Annotated in this window: 16 protein-coding genes; 9 read left to right on the top strand and 7 right to left on the bottom strand. The window is 62.9% G+C overall.

Annotated features, from left to right (window positions below):
* Nucleotides 1-52 precede the first annotated feature (52 nt).
* The 3 genes from CN933_RS02295 to CN933_RS02285 all read left to right on the top strand — a co-directional run bounded on the left by CN933_RS02295 (nt 53) and on the right by CN933_RS02285 (nt 3,977).
* Nucleotides 53-874: a cyclase family protein gene (locus CN933_RS02295; RefSeq protein WP_018095421.1), complete on the top strand. Its 822-nt coding sequence runs from the start codon at nt 53-55 to the stop codon at nt 872-874.
* A gap of 16 nt (nt 875-890) precedes the next feature.
* Nucleotides 891-1,301 carry a carboxymuconolactone decarboxylase family protein gene (locus CN933_RS02290; protein ID WP_018095422.1) on the top strand — a complete coding sequence of 137 codons (411 nt, stop codon included), beginning with the start codon at nt 891-893 and terminating at the stop codon, nt 1,299-1,301.
* A 123-nt stretch (nt 1,302-1,424) separates the two neighbouring features.
* Complete coding sequence (locus CN933_RS02285; RefSeq protein WP_018095423.1) at nt 1,425-3,977, top strand: ATP-dependent helicase; 2,553 nt, start codon at nt 1,425-1,427, stop codon at nt 3,975-3,977.
* Nucleotides 3,978-4,030: 53 nt separating this feature from the next.
* Here CN933_RS02285 and CN933_RS02280 read toward each other — a convergent pair whose 3' ends face one another.
* Nucleotides 4,031-4,492 (bottom strand): GNAT family N-acetyltransferase, encoded by a 462-nt coding sequence (locus tag CN933_RS02280; protein ID WP_018095424.1) that lies wholly within the window; start codon nt 4,490-4,492, stop codon nt 4,031-4,033.
* A gap of 82 nt (nt 4,493-4,574) precedes the next feature.
* Complete coding sequence (locus CN933_RS02275) at nt 4,575-5,264, bottom strand: phosphoribosyltransferase (protein WP_026168644.1); 690 nt, start codon at nt 5,262-5,264, stop codon at nt 4,575-4,577.
* A 122-nt stretch (nt 5,265-5,386) separates the two neighbouring features.
* Between CN933_RS02275 and CN933_RS02270 the strand changes: the two genes are divergently transcribed.
* Both CN933_RS02270 and CN933_RS02265 read left to right on the top strand, forming a co-directional pair.
* Nucleotides 5,387-6,667: a GGDEF domain-containing protein gene (locus CN933_RS02270; RefSeq protein WP_026168645.1), complete on the top strand. Its 1,281-nt coding sequence runs from the start codon at nt 5,387-5,389 to the stop codon at nt 6,665-6,667.
* Between the two features lie 103 nt (nt 6,668-6,770).
* Nucleotides 6,771-7,268: a CreA family protein gene (locus CN933_RS02265; protein ID WP_018095426.1), complete on the top strand. Its 498-nt coding sequence runs from the start codon at nt 6,771-6,773 to the stop codon at nt 7,266-7,268.
* A 177-nt stretch (nt 7,269-7,445) separates the two neighbouring features.
* Here the strand turns inward: CN933_RS02265 and CN933_RS02260 are convergent, their stop codons facing one another.
* The 4 genes from CN933_RS02260 to CN933_RS02240 form a co-directional block, all read right to left on the bottom strand.
* Nucleotides 7,446-7,805: a hypothetical protein gene (locus CN933_RS02260; RefSeq protein WP_018095427.1), complete on the bottom strand. Its 360-nt coding sequence runs from the start codon at nt 7,803-7,805 to the stop codon at nt 7,446-7,448.
* Nucleotides 7,806-8,052: 247 nt separating this feature from the next.
* Nucleotides 8,053-8,442: a hypothetical protein gene (locus CN933_RS02255; RefSeq protein ID WP_102761212.1), complete on the bottom strand. Its 390-nt coding sequence runs from the start codon at nt 8,440-8,442 to the stop codon at nt 8,053-8,055.
* A 298-nt stretch (nt 8,443-8,740) separates the two neighbouring features.
* Complete coding sequence (locus CN933_RS02245; RefSeq protein ID WP_003536237.1) at nt 8,741-9,205, bottom strand: chemotaxis protein CheW; 465 nt, start codon at nt 9,203-9,205, stop codon at nt 8,741-8,743.
* Between the two features lie 2 nt (nt 9,206-9,207).
* The gene (locus tag CN933_RS02240) at nt 9,208-11,277 is read right to left on the bottom strand and encodes a methyl-accepting chemotaxis protein (protein WP_018095430.1); all 2,070 of its coding nucleotides are present in this window, start codon (nt 11,275-11,277) and stop codon (nt 9,208-9,210) included.
* 250 nt (nt 11,278-11,527) lie between these two features.
* On the opposite strand from CN933_RS02240, the gene CN933_RS02235 reads away from it, so the two are divergent.
* The 3 genes from CN933_RS02235 to CN933_RS02225 all read left to right on the top strand — a co-directional run bounded on the left by CN933_RS02235 (nt 11,528) and on the right by CN933_RS02225 (nt 13,467).
* On the top strand, nt 11,528-11,686 hold the full coding sequence (locus tag CN933_RS02235; RefSeq protein ID WP_018095431.1) for a hypothetical protein: 159 nt from the start codon (nt 11,528-11,530) through the stop codon (nt 11,684-11,686).
* A 145-nt stretch (nt 11,687-11,831) separates the two neighbouring features.
* Nucleotides 11,832-12,431, top strand: a complete 600-nt coding sequence (locus CN933_RS02230) for an SCO family protein (protein WP_018095432.1) — start codon at nt 11,832-11,834, stop codon at nt 12,429-12,431.
* 160 nt (nt 12,432-12,591) lie between these two features.
* Nucleotides 12,592-13,467, top strand: coding sequence for a 50S ribosomal protein L11 methyltransferase (locus CN933_RS02225; protein ID WP_026168646.1), 876 nt, complete (start codon nt 12,592-12,594; stop codon nt 13,465-13,467).
* 69 nt (nt 13,468-13,536) lie between these two features.
* Here CN933_RS02225 and CN933_RS02220 read toward each other — a convergent pair whose 3' ends face one another.
* Nucleotides 13,537-13,794 carry a hypothetical protein gene (locus tag CN933_RS02220; RefSeq protein ID WP_003536225.1) on the bottom strand — a complete coding sequence of 86 codons (258 nt, stop codon included), beginning with the start codon at nt 13,792-13,794 and terminating at the stop codon, nt 13,537-13,539.
* A gap of 666 nt (nt 13,795-14,460) precedes the next feature.
* Between CN933_RS02220 and CN933_RS02210 the strand changes: the two genes are divergently transcribed.
* Nucleotides 14,461-16,296, top strand: a complete 1,836-nt coding sequence (locus tag CN933_RS02210; RefSeq protein WP_018095436.1) for an aminopeptidase P family protein — start codon at nt 14,461-14,463, stop codon at nt 16,294-16,296.
* Nucleotides 16,297-16,357 lie beyond the last annotated feature (61 nt).

Here is a 16,357-nt window from a genome sequence, read left to right as displayed (position 1 = left end):
TTCGTCGCCGGCGGCTGTTTCGGGCCGGCTCTCGACACGAAGGGAGACGGCAATGTGCGATGCATGCGTCATCGAATCGGTCAAGCAGCGGATGATGTCGCGGCGGAGTTTGCTCCGTGCGGCCGCGGTCGGTACGGCAGGCATTGCCGCCGCCGGCATGGGGATCGCACCTCCGGCGCTTGCCGCCGGCCACGGCAGCGTCACCGATCTCACCCATGAACTTCATGAGGAGTTTCCGACTTTCTTCGGTCAGCAGCAATTCTTCCGGGAGCAGAAGTTCAAATATGCCGAACACAAGTTCAACCTGTTCGAACTTCGGGTGAACGAGCACACCGGCACTCATGTCGACGCGCCGCTGCACTTCTCCGCCGACGGCCTTTCAGTCGCCGAGTTGCCCCTCGACAAGCTGCTCGTGCCGCTCTGCGTCGTCGACATCCGCGAGAAGGCGGCCGCCGATCCGGATGCGCAGCTGACGCCGGACGACATCAAGGCGTGGATTGCGGCCAATGGAGACATTCCCGAAAATGCCTGCGTCGCCATGCTGTCGGGCTGGTCGGATCATCTCGGTACCGACAAGTTCCGCAATGCAGACACGGCCGGTAAGATGCATTTCCCCGGCTTTCACGTGGAAGCAGCCAAGTTCCTGATCGAGGACACGAAGGCAGCCGGCATGGCCGTCGATACCCTCTCGCTCGATCACGGCATTTCGCCCGATTTCGCCACCCATTACGCCTGGCTGCCGGAAGGCCGCTGGGGCCTCGAGGCGGCCGCCAATCTCGACAAGGTGCCGGCCAAGGGCGCGACGCTGGTCCTCGGCGCACCAAAGCACCGTGGCGGCACCGGCGGCCCGGCCCGCGTCTTCGCCCTCGTTTGAAACGCATGGAGTAAGCATGAGCACTGTGGCGCCGCCATCCGGTCCCGAATCCGACCCACGCGTCAAGGCCGTCTTCGACGACATCCGGGCGACTCGGAAATCGGACTTCATCAACAATATGTGGCTCTGGCTCGCCTTCGACCCCGAACTGCTGGAGCGGACCTGGGCGGAGGTCAAGGCGGTAATGGCGACGCCTTCGGCGCTCGACCCGCTGGTGAAGGAAATGCTGTATATCGCGGTTTCCGTGAGCAATGGCTGCGGCTACTGCATTCACTCCCACACCGCCGCCGCAAGGACCAAGGGAATGACGGACGCCGAGCACGCGGATCTCCTGCGCGTCATTTCGCTCGCCGCCAAGACCAACCAGCTGGCGACGGCCCTGCAGGTCCCGGTCGATCCGGTGTTCGACGCGTCCGGCAAAACATAGACGGCGGCATGCCGACCTGAAACATCAGTCTTTCCACAGGCATGCGCGAGCGGGCGAAGGTTCCGGAATAAAAGAAGAACATCCTTTCTGGCCTTTCGGTCCCGAATCACTACATTGGGCCGCATGACCAAAGGTTTTGACGATATTCCCTTTTTCGACGAGGAACCCGCGCCGCGGAAACCCGCGGCCGCCGGCGGCGGCATCGCGGCGCGCGCCATGGCCGCCCGCGACAAGACCCAGCGACCGGACTATGTCTCCGGGCTCAACCCGGAGCAACGGGAGGCAGTCGAGGCGCTGGAAGGTCCGGTGCTCGTGCTCGCCGGCGCCGGCACCGGCAAGACGCGCGTGCTGACGACGCGGATCGCCCATATCCTTTCGACCGGCCGCGCCTATCCCTCGCAGATCCTCGCCGTCACCTTCACCAACAAGGCGGCGCGGGAAATGAAGGAGCGCATCGGCGTGCTCGTCGGCCACGCCGTCGAGGGCATGCCCTGGCTCGGTACCTTCCACTCGATCGGGGTCAAGCTCCTCCGCCGCCATGCCGAACTGGTGGGTTTGCGGTCCGACTTCACCATCCTCGACACCGACGATGTCGTTCGACTTATCAAGCAGCTCATCCAGGCGGAGGGTCTCGACGACAAGCGCTGGCCGGCCAAGCAGTTCGCCGGCATGATCGACACCTGGAAGAACAAGGGCCTGGACCCGTCGCAAATCCCGGAAGGCGATGCCCGCGCCTTTGCCAACGGCAAGGGCCGCGAGCTCTATGCCGCCTACCAGAACCGGCTGCTGACCTTGAATGCCTGCGATTTCGGCGATCTGCTGCTGCATCCGATCCGCATGTTCCGTGCCAATCCGGACGTGCTGAAGGAGTATCACGGCAAGTTCCGCTACATCCTCGTCGACGAGTACCAAGATACCAACACGGCGCAATATATGTGGCTGAGGCTGCTGGCCCAGCGGACGCAGGGTTCCGGGAGGAACAACCCCTCCCCAAGCCCTGCGGCGCCGCAGTCTAGCCCCTCCCCCTCGTGGGGAGCGGTTGGGGAGGGGCATTCCCCTGGCGCCGAAGAGAGAAAGCCCACCGTCAACATTTGCTGCGTCGGCGACGACGACCAGTCGATCTATGGCTGGCGCGGCGCCGAGGTGGACAACATTCTCCGCTTCGAGAAGGATTTCCCCGGCGCCAAGGTCATCAAGCTGGAGCGCAACTACCGCTCGACCGAGCATATCCTCGGCGCGGCGGCGCATCTGATTGCCCATAACGAGGGCCGGCTCGGCAAGACGCTCTTTACCGAACGCACCAATCCCGACGACGAGAAAGTGCATGTTCATGCCGCCTGGGATTCCGAGGAGGAGGCTCGCGCGATCGGCGAAGAGATCGAGCAGCTCCAGCGCAAGAAGCACAACCTTAACGACATATCGATCCTCGTGCGCGCCTCTTTCCAGATGCGCGAGTTCGAAGACCGCTTCGTCACGCTCGGCCTCAACTATCGCGTCATCGGCGGCCCTCGCTTCTATGAGCGGCTCGAAATTCGCGATGCCATGGCCTATTTCCGCCTCGTCTGTCAGCCCGCCGACGATCTCGCCTTCGAGCGGATCGTCAACACGCCGAAGCGTGGCCTCGGCGAGACGACCGTCCGTACCCTGCACGACTATGCCCGGGCCCGCGACATCCCGATGCTGGCCGCGGCGAGCGAGATCGTCGAGACGGACGAATTGAAGCCGAAGGCGCGCAAGGGCCTCTTCGACGTCGTCGCCGATTTCCGCCGCTGGCAGGGTTTGCTCGAATCGACGCCGCACACCGAACTTGCAGAGCAGATCCTCGACGAGAGCGGCTATACCGCCATGTGGCAGGCCGACAAATCGGCCGAAGCGCCCGGGCGCCTGGAAAACCTGAAGGAACTCATCCGTTCGATGGAAGCCTTCGAGTCCATGCGCGGCTTTCTCGAGCACGTCGCCCTCGTGATGGACGCCGAGCAGAACGAGAATATGGACGCCGTCTCCATCATGACGCTGCATTCGGCCAAAGGGCTGGAATTCGACACCGTCTTCCTGCCGGGATGGGAGGAAGGGCTGTTCCCGCATCAGCGCGCCCTGGACGAGGGCGGCCGCGCAGGTCTGGAGGAGGAACGCCGCCTCGCCTATGTCGGAATCACTCGCGCCAAGCGCCGCTGTCATATCTGGTTCGTTTCGAACCGCCGCATCCACGGCCTCTGGCAATCGACGCTTCCCTCACGCTTCCTCGACGAGTTGCCGCTCGCCCATGTGGAAGTCGCCGAACAGGAGGTCTCTTATGGCGGTTACGGTCGCGGCGGTTACGGCCAGTCGCGCTTCGACAAGGCCGATCCCTTCGAGAACAATTATCAGACGCCCGGCTGGAAGCGCGCCCAGCAGCACCGGTCGGACGCCACCCGCGACAACTGGGGCACCCGCTCCGGCCACGCCATCGAACGAATCGGTTACGGCGAATCGGGGCCCCGCACGCGCACCATCGAAGGCGAGCTCGTCGCCAAGTCGACGAGCGCCGAGCCCTCCCGTTTCAATGTCGGCGACCGGGTCTTCCACATCAAGTTCGGCAACGGCAACATCGCGGCGATCGAGGGCAACAAGCTGACGATCGATTTCGACCGCGCCGGGCAGAAGCGTGTGCTGGATGGGTTCGTAGAGCCGGTGTAAGCACTTCAGGGAAAAGGTGTGCAGCGCTTTTCCGTTCTACCCGACCGCAGGCCTCAAAACATCTTTCGATACATGACGAAGCCCGACTTCTCGGCCACCTTGTCGTAGAGCTGCATCGCCGTGTGGTTGGTCTCGTGGGTCAGCCAATAGACGCGCGGCGACCCCGCGCGTTTCGCCGCTTCGTAGACGCCGTTGATAAGCGCCCGGCCGACTCCCTTGCCGCGGCCGGCCTCATCGGTGAAAAGGTCCTGCAGATAGCAATTCGGCTGGATCGACGTCGTGCTGCGGTGGAAAATATAGTGCGTCAATCCGATGAGCCGTCCTTCGCTTTCGGCGACCAGCGCATGCATCGGCTCATAGGCATCGAAGAAGCGCGACCAGGTCATCTGGGTGATGTCGGGAGGGAGCGCCGTTTCACCGGCTCGGCCGTAAAAGGCGTTGTAGCCGTTCCAAAGCGGCAGCCACTGCTCATAGTCGAGGCGCGTTACCGGGCGTATGGCAAGATAGTCGGACATTCTCAATCCCCGTTCGCAAATTCAGGCGCACTACAACTATCTTTGCCGGAAGACTGTGTCACGCCCCAGCGCAAGACCCCGTTTATCCGCCCCTCGCCTGTCTCAACAGCGCGATCACCTCGGCATCCGTGGTCTGCTCGAAATCGTCGTAATAGACGCTGACCGCATGGAAAGGGGTGGGGGTGGCGAGACAGACGAGCCGGTCCACCTCGTCCCGCAGGGCGACGATCGCGCTCTTCGGCGAGACCGGAACGGCGAGCATCAGCGCCGCGGCGCCTGCCTGCCGCAGGGCTTTCGCCGCAGCTTTGGCCGTTCCCCCCGTGGCAATGCCGTCATCGACAATGATGACATTGCGCCCGCTTGGAGAAATTCGCGTCTGATCGCCCAGATAGAGGACACGGCGGCGCGCGAGTTCGAGCCTTTGCCGCTCTGTCTCCGCCTGGACGTACTTCTCGGAAGGACTGACGATACGCATTGCCTCGGCATTGAGGACGACCTGCGGCTCGTCGCTGTCGACCAGCGCTCCGAGACCGAATTCGGGATGACCGGGTGCGCCGATCTTGCGAACGATGAGGAGTTCGAGGGAGGCGGCGAGGGTTCTTGCCACCTCGAAGGCCACCGGTACGCCGCCGCGCGGCAACGCCATCACCAGCGGGTCGGCGAAGTCCGCTTTCTCGGTGAGATGCGCTTCGATGGCGCGAGCAAGCCTTCGACCCGCATCGGCCCTGTCTGCAAAGGGTATGTCTGCAAAGGATATGCCTTCCTGGGCCATGACATCGCTCCCTGAAAAGCGCCGCGACCGATTGCCACAACTATGGAGAGAGTGATCGCTCAAATTGCAGCGAATTTCGCCAGCTTTCGTTAATGCGCCATCGTTACCAATGGCCTTGCATAATGGCTGAAACGCAAGCCGCACTTTATTTTAGCACGACAGGCCGTTTCGAAATGAGCTTTCTCTCCGCCATACCGGTCATCGCCCTTCTTGCCATGCTACCCGTTCTCCTTTCTCTGCGGCCGGTCGCCGCTGTTCGGGAGTTCTCCGCCGGTTGCGCGCTCTCGGCAGCTTCGGCAGGCGCTTTGACGGTCGCGGCGGCGTTGCAGGCGCCGATCGCTGCAATGTTCGGCTATGCGGGTCTTGCCGTTTCCCTCTTCTTCGTCCTACAGGGCCTCCGCTGGTTCCTCGCATCGTCGATGCCGGCATCGCTTTGTCTGGTGCTCGCATTCACGAGCGGCGTGCTCGGCTTCATCATCGCGCTCGGCGGCCATGACAGTCCGGCCGCGGCCCTGATTGTCGTTGCGGGCGTTGTCGCGGCTCCACTTTTCGTCCTTGGTCTGGCCGCAGCCGACCGCTGGCCGAGCGAAAAGCCGGCGATCGGGATCGTAGTCGTCGGCTCCGCCGCCGTGGTTTTCACCGCCCTTGCTCATGTTCTCGGCCCATCGTCGCACGTCGTGCCGGGGCCCCCGGGGCCGCCCGCTTCGATGCTGTTTGATTTCCTGCTCGTCACCATGCGGGTGCTGTGCCTTCCCCTCGTCTTCCTGGCCGTGATCCTTACGATGCAGGCCCGCATCATCGCCGGGTTGAGGGCTATGATCGCACGCGACGGCTTGACCGGTGCGCTGTCGCGCGGGACGCTCATGGAAGAGGGCGAGCGGATCTTCGCCGAGTGCCTGGCACGCCAGGAGCCGGCTGCCTTCCTGCTGCTCGACCTCGATTTCTTCAAACAGATCAACGATCAGTACGGGCACGCCTGCGGCGACATGGCGCTCGCGCATTTTGCCGAAACCGTCTCGGCTTTCCTCGCCGGACGGGGCGTCCTCGGACGGATCGGTGGCGAGGAATTCGGTATCGTCCTGCCGGACCACACGGAAGAGCAGGCAAAGGCGCTGGCGGAGGACATCTGCCGCGTGGTGCGCGAGACGCCTGCCGGCCGCTCGCATCAGCGCATCCGTTTGACCGTGAGCATCGGGATCGCCGCCGCCATTGCGGGCGAAACGATTGCCGACGTGATGATACGCGCCGATCTTGCTCTCTACGACTCAAAGGCCGATGGACGCGACCGTTGCTCGGTGGCAAGGGATCGCCGCATTGACGCCAGCGCCCGCGCCCTTGCGGCAGCCGCCGCGCAATTGCGCGAAGCGCGTGCCGCCCGGTCGGAACTGCGCCACTCCGCGTGACTTCTCGCACGATGGATCCTGCATGTCGACGGGCGTGGCGGCCGGTGCTTGCATTGCAGCATCCACTGCCTATCTGAACGGTGCAGTTCATTGGAGGATACTCATGTTGCGCCGCATCCGTGCCTTGCTTGTCGCCGGCCTCACCGTCTCGGCCGCGGCGGTTGCGCCCGTCCACGCCGAAACCGTCGGCCAGGTCGGGGTCGACTGGCTCGGCAACGATATCAAGATCGATGCCGTGAGCGACCCGAAGGTGACCGGGGTTACCTGCCACGTCACCTATTTCGATCGCAGCGTCATCGACCGCCTGAAGAACGGCAACTGGTTCGAGGATCCGTCGAACAACTCCATCGCCTGCCGCCAGACCGGCCCCATCGCCATCGGCGATATCGACCTGTCGAAGGAGGGGGAGGAAGTCTTCCGTTCCGGACTGTCCCTCATATGGAAGAACCTGCTGGTGACCCGTATCTACGACAAGGCCAACGACACGCTGATCTATCTGGCGCATTCGAGGCAGTTGACCGACGGTTCGGCCAAGATGTCGATCACCACGGTCCCGCTCTATGGCCAGCCGGTCACCTGGGAGAATGGGCGGCCGGAATAAGCGATCCGGCAGACGCAGCAGATCAAACGGCCGGAAGGGGAGTACGGGTTTCCACACTCCCCTTCCGAGCTACAGCGCGCGCTTCTGCGAGACTAAGGTCTGCCGCATTTTACGCCGCATACATAATTTCTTGAGCTGGTGCGCCTCGATGAAACATGCAGTAGCTGATTTCGCGCCTTACGGTTTAGGCGGCACAATACCCCGATAGTAGTCGCCCTCACCCGGGTCGTATCTCTCCTGGTAGGTACCGTTCGGAGACATCATACGACCTCCGTCGATACTCCCTGTCGCAGTCGGGTCGACCGAAGACGGAGGCAGATTACGCGAGGTCGGCATGCGCACCTGATTCTGCGTCCCCGGAGGGTGGTTCGGGTCGAGGCCCTGATAGTAGCTATCCGCAAAGGCTGGCGCCGCGGCGCCCACCAAGGCGGATGACAGGACAAATGCAGCAAATGATTTTTTCAGAGAAAGTCTCATGACATTAACTCCTATGTCCGTTAGGCATCCCACCTCCCAATGGATGCTACTGTTCAGCATACGAGCCTCCTACGGATGCTGCGGTTACAAAGATAACACCGGGCACCGGTCGAAAGCGTTTGACGATTTGTCACTTTTGCTCATCCAAGAGTGATGCTCATTACGTAACTGTAACTTGACCGCCCCCTCCACCGCGAAGGTGGCATTGCGGGCGCGTCCTCAGACTGAAGAGCATGCAGCGGCGGACCATCGCCTCTAGAGGCGGTGGTCCGCGAAAGCGCAATGCGCTCAAAGGCATCAGGAATGTTTAGGGACGGGGAGCCGGAGGCGAGATGCCTTGATAATAGTCGCCGTCACCGGGGCCCTGGTACTCGTTCGTATAGTGCTCACGTACCCGGCCGGGAGCGTTGCTCGCCCGGCTGCCCGGCGCCGGTTCCATGTAGATGCTGCCGGTCGGCGCCGGATCGACATAGACGCTGCCCGTCGGTGCGGGATCGACATAGACGCTGCCGGTCGGGGCAGGATCGACGTAATACGGACGGGCCGGCACCATTACCGCGCCTCTGTTCCGAGTGCCCGGAGGATTATGCGGGTCGATGCCCTGATAGTAACTGTCTGCAAAGGCCGGCACGGCGACGCCGGCAAGCGCCGATGAGAGGGCAAATGCAGCGAGCGATGTTCTGAAAGAAACTTTCATGGCGTTGCTCCTGTCTGTTTCCACATCAGCTTCCAAACGCGGAGGCTGTAATCACCAGCAGACGGCTTCTCGCCAAATGCTGCCTGTGCATAACTCGTTTGGCGTGCAGGGGTTCCTTGCGTGCGACCGCCACGTTTTCACATTTGCTCGCTCCGCCGTGATGCCGATCGCCATGCAACAGCCGCCGGGCGTCCGCCGGCTCCTGCGAAAAGGCCCGCTTTCGCGGGCCTTTTCGGAAACCGTCCCTGGCGGTCCGGCAGTCATGCTTTCAGGGCCGAGCCGACCTGAAAAATCGTGACTAGGCTGCCTGTGCCAGTTCCTCGGCGATGACGGTGTCGAGATTGAGGAAGCAGACCATGGATTTTTCAAGCGCGACGATGCCGCGGCAGAAGGCGCGCTGGGCTTCCGGGATGATCTCCGGCGCGGGCTGCAGGTCTTCGCTGCGGATCGTCATCATATCGGAGACCTGCTCGACCAGCAGTCCGACGAGCTTGCCATTGATGTCGGTGACGATGATGGCGGAGCGCTCCGACGGCTCGGTCATCTTCATGCCGAGGCGGCAGGCCATGTCGATGACCGGGATCACTGCACCCCGCAGGTTGATGAGGCCGAGAACGTACGGCGGCGTGTGCGGCATCGGCGTCACCGGTGCCCAACCGCGGATTTCCCGGATTGCCATGATGTCGATGCAGAATTCCTGTTCACCCAGGTGAAAGGAGACGATTTCGAGATAGGCGCCTGACTGCTTGATTGCGTTGCTCATGATCAAAACTCTTCCCAATTTTCACCGGACGCCGTTGTCGACGGCGTTGATCCCGGCATGTTGCCGAATGCGCCAGCCAGTTTTCCCATCAGCGCCTTTGCTGGAGATGGAGCTGGACGCGTGGATGATTGCGCGGCCGCGGGCTTGCGAAGTGACACGGGCGCGGCAGCAGTCGCTGTTGCCGTCCCCCCCGGAGCGCCTGCCCTCGCCGGGCCTGCCCTGCCCGGCGGCCGGATCGCCGCCGTGCGGATCGCCGTCTCGCGCGCCTGCCCGTGGCGGAATTGCCCGACGATCTCGCTGAGCTTCTCGGCATCCTGCGCAAGCGTATGGCTCGCCGCATTGGTCTGCTCGACCATGGCGGCATTCTGCTGCGTCATCTGATCGAGTTGAGCGACGGCGGTATTGATTTCGCGGAGGCCCGTCGATTGCTCGCGCGCCGCCATGACGATGGAGCTCATATGTTCGTTGATGCAGGCCACTTTGGCACCGATGCGGCCAAGCGCGTCGCCGGTCTCCTGAACCAGCCTGACGCCGGTCTTGACCTCGTTGCCCGAGCGGCTCACCAGAGCCTTGATATCCTTCGCGGCACCGGCAGCGCGTTGGGCGAGCTCCCTCACCTCCTGGGCAACGACGGCAAAGCCCTTGCCGGCCTCCCCAGCCCGCGCGGCCTCGACCCCGGCATTGAGCGCCAGCAGATTGGTCTGGAACGCGATCTCGTCGATCACGTCGATGATCTTGCCTATCTCGCTGGAAGCGCCCTCGATGCGGGCCATGGCGGCGATCGCCTCGCCGACGATGCGCCCGGACTCCTCGGCATTGATGCGCGCCTCGTCGACCATATGGCTTGCCTCTTCGGCGCGCTCGGTCGCTGTCTTCACGGTGACGGTGATTTCCTCGAGCGCGGCCGAGGTCTGCTCCAGCGATGCGGCCTGTTTTTCCGTTCGCCGAGCCAGATCGTCGGCCGCGCTGCGCATCTGCCGCCCATTCGATTCGATCGAGGCGGTATTCTCCGTGACACTCGAAAGGACATGGCTCAGCCGTTCCACCGTGTCGTTGAAGTCGCGGCGCAACGCATCGAGTCCGCTATCGAAAGGCTCGCGGATCGCAACCGCCAGATTGCCGTCTGCAAGCTGATTGAGCGCTCCGCCGAGGGCTTCGACTGCGGTCTTGATCCGTCCGATAACCTGCTCGCGCTCCGTCTCGTGCCGCTCGCGTTCCGCCTCGATTTCCTGCCGACTCGCCCTCGCCCCTTCCTCGAGCGCGCGTTTCTCGATTGCCGAGACCCGGAAAAGCTCCACCGAACGTGCCATCTCGCCGATTTCGTCGCCGCGGTCGAGCCCCGCCACTTCAGTCGTGAGCTCGCCCGAATGTATCCGCCGCATGCCGTCGCGCAGACCGAGGACGCCTCGGCGCAAGACGTTCCCATGGAACCAGATAAGGCCGATCAGGGTCGCCATTGCCAGCAAACAGGCGGCTGCCTGGAGCATGAGCGCATGCTCACCACTGGTGCGGACATCTGCGATGCGCGCCGCGGCCAGGCCGGCTGCGGCATCGGCCAGTTGCGCAAGCGATGCGCCCACGCGCTCGCCTGCGGCGTCGATGACATCGTCGATGCGGGCGAATTCATCGCCTGGCGCTCCGGCCTCCACGAGCGCTTTCAGGTCCTGCTCGACGGCCTTGCGCAGTTGGGCGATATCCGCTTCGAACCCGGCAAGAACTTCCGGCTTGCCGACAAGACGCGCGAGCGCCTCGAGATCGGCTTGCCTGCCCTCGATGACCTCTAGCGAGGATTTGATCTGGGCCGCACGCTCCGGCTGTATCCGGCGTTCGCCGCGGTCGACGATGGTGTCCATTGCCGCAAGCACGAGCTTCAGGCGGGCAAGGCGCATTTCCTCTATCGTTCCCATGTCGCGCTGAGCGATAACCGCCTTGTCGAGCGCCTCTTGCGAGCTGCCTTGCTCATAGAGGCCGACGGCGAGAACGGAACCGAAACCGAGAAAAGCTGCCCCCGCAAGCGTCGCAAGGCGTTGGCTGACGGAGAGCGTTCTCCTGGCGGATGCAAGGGTGTTCATCGATATGGCAGTCCATAGCTGGACCCGCCGCGGCAGGCGGGGTCCTCCGTTGCGATCGATGCGGAAAACCGGGCTCGATCAAACCGGATGACCTCATGTCATATCGAAGTGGTTCACTTCTCCGCGTCTGTGGACAGTGGCAAACAGACCTTAAACAATCGCTAAAACACGGGCCGCGACTTTGCGGAAGTTCGCGCGTTTCGACCGCTGCCGCCCTTTTCCTTCCGTCTCATGGTGTTATGATCGCCTCATGCGCACGGACACCAAAAAGTCGCTCTCTCCCCTGATCCTCGCCCTCGCCACCGGCGTGCTCGCGCTCGTCTTCCTGCTCGCCTTCAGAGGCTGGATCGCGAATGGCGCCGACATTTTCCTGTCGCTGGCGCAAGCCGGCCTCGCCTGGTGCATTTGAGACGCATCGCCTCGAGCACACCTGCGGCAATTGTCCCCTTTGCACCCGTGTGTCCGAAGCGGTATCAACGCTACATTCCTGACGGCCCGACGGCGCCGTGCGTCCGTTTCAGATGCGTCGGGGCAGCAACAGACTGGTGGCAATAATGAAATCCATACGCATCGTTCTCTGGGTAGCCATTCTCGTCATGGTGGCCGTCCTCGGCTGGCTGACCTTCGACATGACGCAGTCGAAGCAGCAGGCCGCATCCAGCCCCTTCGGCGTACCCTTTACCCTCGTCGCCCAGAATGGCGAGCCCATCACCGAGAAAGCGTTCACCGGCAAGCCGACGGCGCTCTTCTTCGGCTTCACCCATTGCCCGGAAGTTTGCCCCACCACGCTGTTCGAACTGAACGGCTGGCTCGACAAGGTCGACCCCGAGGGCAACAAGCTGCAGGCCTACTTCATCACCGTCGATCCGGAGCGCGATACCCCCGAGGTGCTCGGCCAGTATGTTTCAAACGTGTCCAAGCGCATCACCGGTATCTCCGGTCCGCCCGAAAAGGTGCTGGATATGGTCAAGGGTTACCGCGTCTATTACAAGAAAGTCCCCACCGACGAGGCAAAGCCGGACGGCGACTACACAATGGATCATACAGCCTCGGTCTTCCTGCTCGACGCCAACGGCCAGTTCAGCGGAACGATCGCCTATGGCGAAAATCCCGAAACGGCCGTCAAGAAGCTGGAAAACCTCACGCGCGGCTAACAAGGCTTGCCCGTCTATCCTGCGGGCGCCGGCAATCCCGGCGCTTTGCCTTTGTACCTCATTCATGATAGCGGCGAACCGCCCACAGCGCGCGCATCCGTTCGGACGCGCCGAAGCCACTGTGGCCCTTTTGAATGGCTGCATGCCGAAGGAAAGCACCGTGAGCGAGATACGCCTTTTCGTTACCACTACCGAGAAGCAGGCGGCCGCCGTCCTCGACGTCATGAGCGCAATCTTCGAAGAAGACGATTACGCGATCGCGACCATGGAGATCGACGAGAAGCGGGATGTCTGGGAGGCCTCCGTCTACATGATGACGGATGAAGAAGAGAGCGTGAGATCACGCCTCGCTCAGGCACTCGAAGCCGAATTTTCGCATCTTCCGATCGAGCGCGAAGTGCTGCCGGATGTCGACTGGATCGCCAAGTCGCTGGAGGGCCTCGCCCCCGTGCGCGCGGGCCGCTTCGTCATCCACGGCTCGCATGATCGCGACAAGGTGAAGCCGGGCGAGATTGCCATCGAGATCGATGCCGGTCAGGCCTTCGGTACCGGCCATCACGGCACGACCGCCGGCTGCCTCGAAATGCTTGCCTCCGTCGCCCGTTCCCGGCCTCTCCGCAACGCGCTCGACCTCGGAACGGGAAGCGGCGTGCTGGCGATCGCCGCCTGGAAGCTCCTGCATGTTCCGGTGCTCGCAACCGATATCGATCCGATCGCAACCCGCGTCGCCGCCGACAATGCCCGTCGCAACGGCGTCGTCAACGGCTTGACATTCGCCACGGCGCCCGGCTTTCACTCGACCACCTTCAGCGCCAACGGCCCCTTCGATCTCATCATCGCCAACATTCTGGCGCGCCCGCTGATGAAGATGGCGCCGCAACTTGTGGCCAACCTCGCTCCGGGCGGTTCGGTCATCCTCTCCGGCATTCTCGCCGAACAGCGCTGGAAGGTGCTCGCAGCCTATAACGGCCAGAACCTCAGACATGCGTGCACCATCTGGCGCAATGGCTGGGTAACCATTCATCTGACCAGGTAAGCCACGCTTGTCGCAGACGCGTCCGGTCGCGGCGTCCCCTTCAGTGTTTCTATGAAACGTTGGAATGCCCTAAAGCGCATCCCTGATCGGGAACATGTCTTCGCCGTAATGATGAAGCCTCGTGTGATGTCGGCGGCATAACCACCGCACCTTCAAAGGCTCGTCGTATTGATCGTGATGGGCATCGACCGCTTCGATCCCGCAAACCTCGCACGTCTGCTTTTCCAGCTCGCCTGCCTTCACGGCTCGCTGCACAGCGAGGTGAGCATCATATTTTCCCGGATTGGCACGGCGCCAATTGGCTTGACGGGTATCGGTTTTCAGCATCGCTGCTCTACCTCTGCATGCTCCGTTTGAGAGATATCCTCGCAAGTCGACCGTAAGCGGGCATATCACGAAGCAAACCGTTCTTCATTTGTTTTCCCGTGGACACCGCCTCTTTCCACAGGAACCTCCGTACCGACCGAAACGGGAGCCGAGAAAACGAAAAGGCCGCCCAGTCCATCATGACGGGCGGCCTTCTCGAAACAAAGGCGATGCCGAAGCATCGCCTGCTGACCGGCTTTTGGCCGACCATACCCGCGAGCTTGAGGAGGAGGAGCGCTCAAGCGGGCTCTACCGTTCCGAAGCTGGCCACCCTGAGGGAGGAGGAGAACAGATGACCAACTATTCTCGGAACTGCAGTCTTTTGAACCGGCGGACGTTCGTCCGTGTTCGTTGAGGCGGCTTATAACCTATAATTCCGATAGAGAAAGCCACATTCGGGCATGGGTGCCATGCGCCGCGTGCATATGTATTACAAATGAGCAATGCCGCCCGCGCTGCCCGAGGTGCGGGGACGTTCACGTGAATTTCGCCTCCCCGTGCGGGAGCGGATCTTAAGTTGTTATTTTATGGGGGTCGTTACCCCAAAACCGCTGCACACTTTTGGAAGAGATGCATTAACATGCTCGTCTCACCTGCGGTTCTCCGCCAAGCTTACCGGGAAAGTCCATGTTCCAATCCTTCGAAGTCACCTCCACGCCCCAGTTCGGCAAGGAGAGAACCACCGCCCTGCGTGCCGCCCTCGCAACCCTGGGCGTCGATGGCTTCCTCGTGCCGCGTGCCGACGAATTTCAAGGGGAGTATGTGCCCCGCAGTTCCGAGCGGCTGTCGTGGCTGACGGGCTTTACCGGTTCGGCCGGTGTAGCGCTCGTGACGCAGCGCGAGGCGATCGTCTTCGTCGACGGCCGTTATGTAACCCAGCTCAAGGAGCAGGTGGACGGCAGCGTCTTCACCGGCGGCGATCTCATCGGCGAACCGCCGCATGTCTGGCTGGAGCGCCATGGACCCAAGGACTTCCGCCTCGGCATCGATCCTTGGCTGCACACCGCGGCGGAAGTTCGCCGGCTCGAAAAGGCGCTGACGGCGGTCGGCGGCAGTGTCGTCCTCCTCGACCACAATCCGCTCGACCGGCTCTGGACCGACCGTCCCGCAGCGCCGCTCGGCCCTGTGACGATCCAGCCGGTCGAGCATGCGGGACAATTGGCAAGAGACAAGATAGCGGAGATCGCGGCGGGCGTGTCAAAGGCGAAGGCCGCGGCCGTCATACTTACCGATCCCTCCTCCGTCGCCTGGACCTTCAACATCCGTGGCAGCGACGTGCCGCACACGCCGCACCCGCTGGCACGCGCCATCGTCCATGCGGACGGCAGCGCCGAGCTTTTCCTCGACAAACGCAAGACCGGCATCGAGCAGGAGGCCTACCTGACGCAGCTCGCCGATATAATGGCGCCTGCTACCTTCGACGATCGGCTCGCCGCCCTCGCCTCGACCGGCGCAGCCATCATGATCGATCCGGATCTCGCCCCCTTTGCGATCGGCGAGCTGATTCGCAGGAAGGAAGGTTCGGTGGTCGAGGCGGTCGATCCCGCCCGCCTGCCACGCGCCTGCAAGAATGCAGCCGAGATCGCCGGATCGACCCGGGCGCACCTGCAGGATGGTGCGGCGATGGTCGAGTTCCTCGCCTGGCTGGACGCGAGGGAGCCCGGCAGCGTCACCGAAATCGGCGCAACCAGGCAATTGGAGGCAATGCGCGCGGCCGTCGGCGAGCGCATGCAGAACCCGCTGAAGGACGTTTCTTTCGACACGATCGCCGGCGCCGGTTCGCATGCCGCAATCATGCATTACCGGGTCACGAACGAAACCGACCGGCGGATCGAGGCGGGTACCATCTTCCTGATCGACTCCGGCGCGCAATACATCAACGGCACGACCGACATCACCCGCACGGTCGCGATCGGCGCGGTGCCGGAAGAACAGAAGCGATTCTTCACGCTCGTGCTCAAGGGCATGATCGCAATCAGCACGGCGCGCTTCCCGAAGGGGTCACGCGGCGTCGATCTCGATCCGCTCGCCCGGATCGCACTGTGGAAGGCGGGCGCCGATTATGCGCATGGGACCGGCCACGGTGTCGGCTCCTATCTCTCGGTCCACGAAGGACCGCAGCGCATTGCCCGGCTTGCCACGCAGGAATTGCTGCCGGGCATGATCCTGTCCAACGAACCCGGTTACTATCGCCCCGGTGCCTTCGGCATCCGCATCGAGAATCTCGTCGTCGTCCGCCAGCCGGAGGAGATCGATGGCGGCGACCAGCCGATGCTCGGCTTCGACACGCTGACCTTCTGCCCGATCGATCGCCGGCTCGTCCTTCCCGCCCTGCTGACCGACGACGAGCTCGACTGGCTGAATGCCTACCACGCGGAAACGCGGGAAAAGCTGATGCCGCTGCTGTCGGACGCGGAGACGAGAGACTGGCTGGCCAATGCTACGGAAGCAATCGCGCGGTAGCTCGGAACCGGGCGGCCCGGCGGTGTGGGCTGGGGCTGGGGTACCGCCGGGCCTCCGTTGG

The sequence above is a fragment of the Sinorhizobium sp. M4_45 genome (genome assembly GCF_002885915.1).
Classification (GTDB): Bacteria; Pseudomonadota; Alphaproteobacteria; order Rhizobiales; family Rhizobiaceae; genus Sinorhizobium; species Sinorhizobium meliloti_A.
Note: the sequence above shows the minus strand (reverse complement) of the source record. Positions and strands in the feature narration are given on the sequence as shown.

Coding starts and splice junctions, on each gene's coding strand:
- CN933_RS02260 (WP_018095427.1), bottom strand. CDS start 7,805: ATGCTGAACAGTAGCATCCATTGGGAGGTGGGATGCCTAACGGACATA.
- CN933_RS02290 (WP_018095422.1), top strand. CDS start 891: ATGAGCACTGTGGCGCCGCCATCCGGTCCCGAATCCGACCCACGCGTC.
- CN933_RS02280 (WP_018095424.1), bottom strand. CDS start 4,492: ATGTCCGACTATCTTGCCATACGCCCGGTAACGCGCCTCGACTATGAG.
- CN933_RS02245 (WP_003536237.1), bottom strand. CDS start 9,205: ATGAGCAACGCAATCAAGCAGTCAGGCGCCTATCTCGAAATCGTCTCC.
- CN933_RS02270 (WP_026168645.1), top strand. CDS start 5,387: ATGGCTGAAACGCAAGCCGCACTTTATTTTAGCACGACAGGCCGTTTC.
- CN933_RS02265 (WP_018095426.1), top strand. CDS start 6,771: ATGTTGCGCCGCATCCGTGCCTTGCTTGTCGCCGGCCTCACCGTCTCG.
- CN933_RS02210 (WP_018095436.1), top strand. CDS start 14,461: ATGTTCCAATCCTTCGAAGTCACCTCCACGCCCCAGTTCGGCAAGGAG.
- CN933_RS02295 (WP_018095421.1), top strand. CDS start 53: ATGTGCGATGCATGCGTCATCGAATCGGTCAAGCAGCGGATGATGTCG.
- CN933_RS02230 (WP_018095432.1), top strand. CDS start 11,832: ATGAAATCCATACGCATCGTTCTCTGGGTAGCCATTCTCGTCATGGTG.
- CN933_RS02285 (WP_018095423.1), top strand. CDS start 1,425: ATGACCAAAGGTTTTGACGATATTCCCTTTTTCGACGAGGAACCCGCG.
- CN933_RS02220 (WP_003536225.1), bottom strand. CDS start 13,794: ATGCTGAAAACCGATACCCGTCAAGCCAATTGGCGCCGTGCCAATCCG.
- CN933_RS02275 (WP_026168644.1), bottom strand. CDS start 5,264: ATGGCCCAGGAAGGCATATCCTTTGCAGACATACCCTTTGCAGACAGG.
- CN933_RS02235 (WP_018095431.1), top strand. CDS start 11,528: ATGCGCACGGACACCAAAAAGTCGCTCTCTCCCCTGATCCTCGCCCTC.
- CN933_RS02255 (WP_102761212.1), bottom strand. CDS start 8,442: ATGAAAGTTTCTTTCAGAACATCGCTCGCTGCATTTGCCCTCTCATCG.
- CN933_RS02240 (WP_018095430.1), bottom strand. CDS start 11,277: ATGAACACCCTTGCATCCGCCAGGAGAACGCTCTCCGTCAGCCAACGC.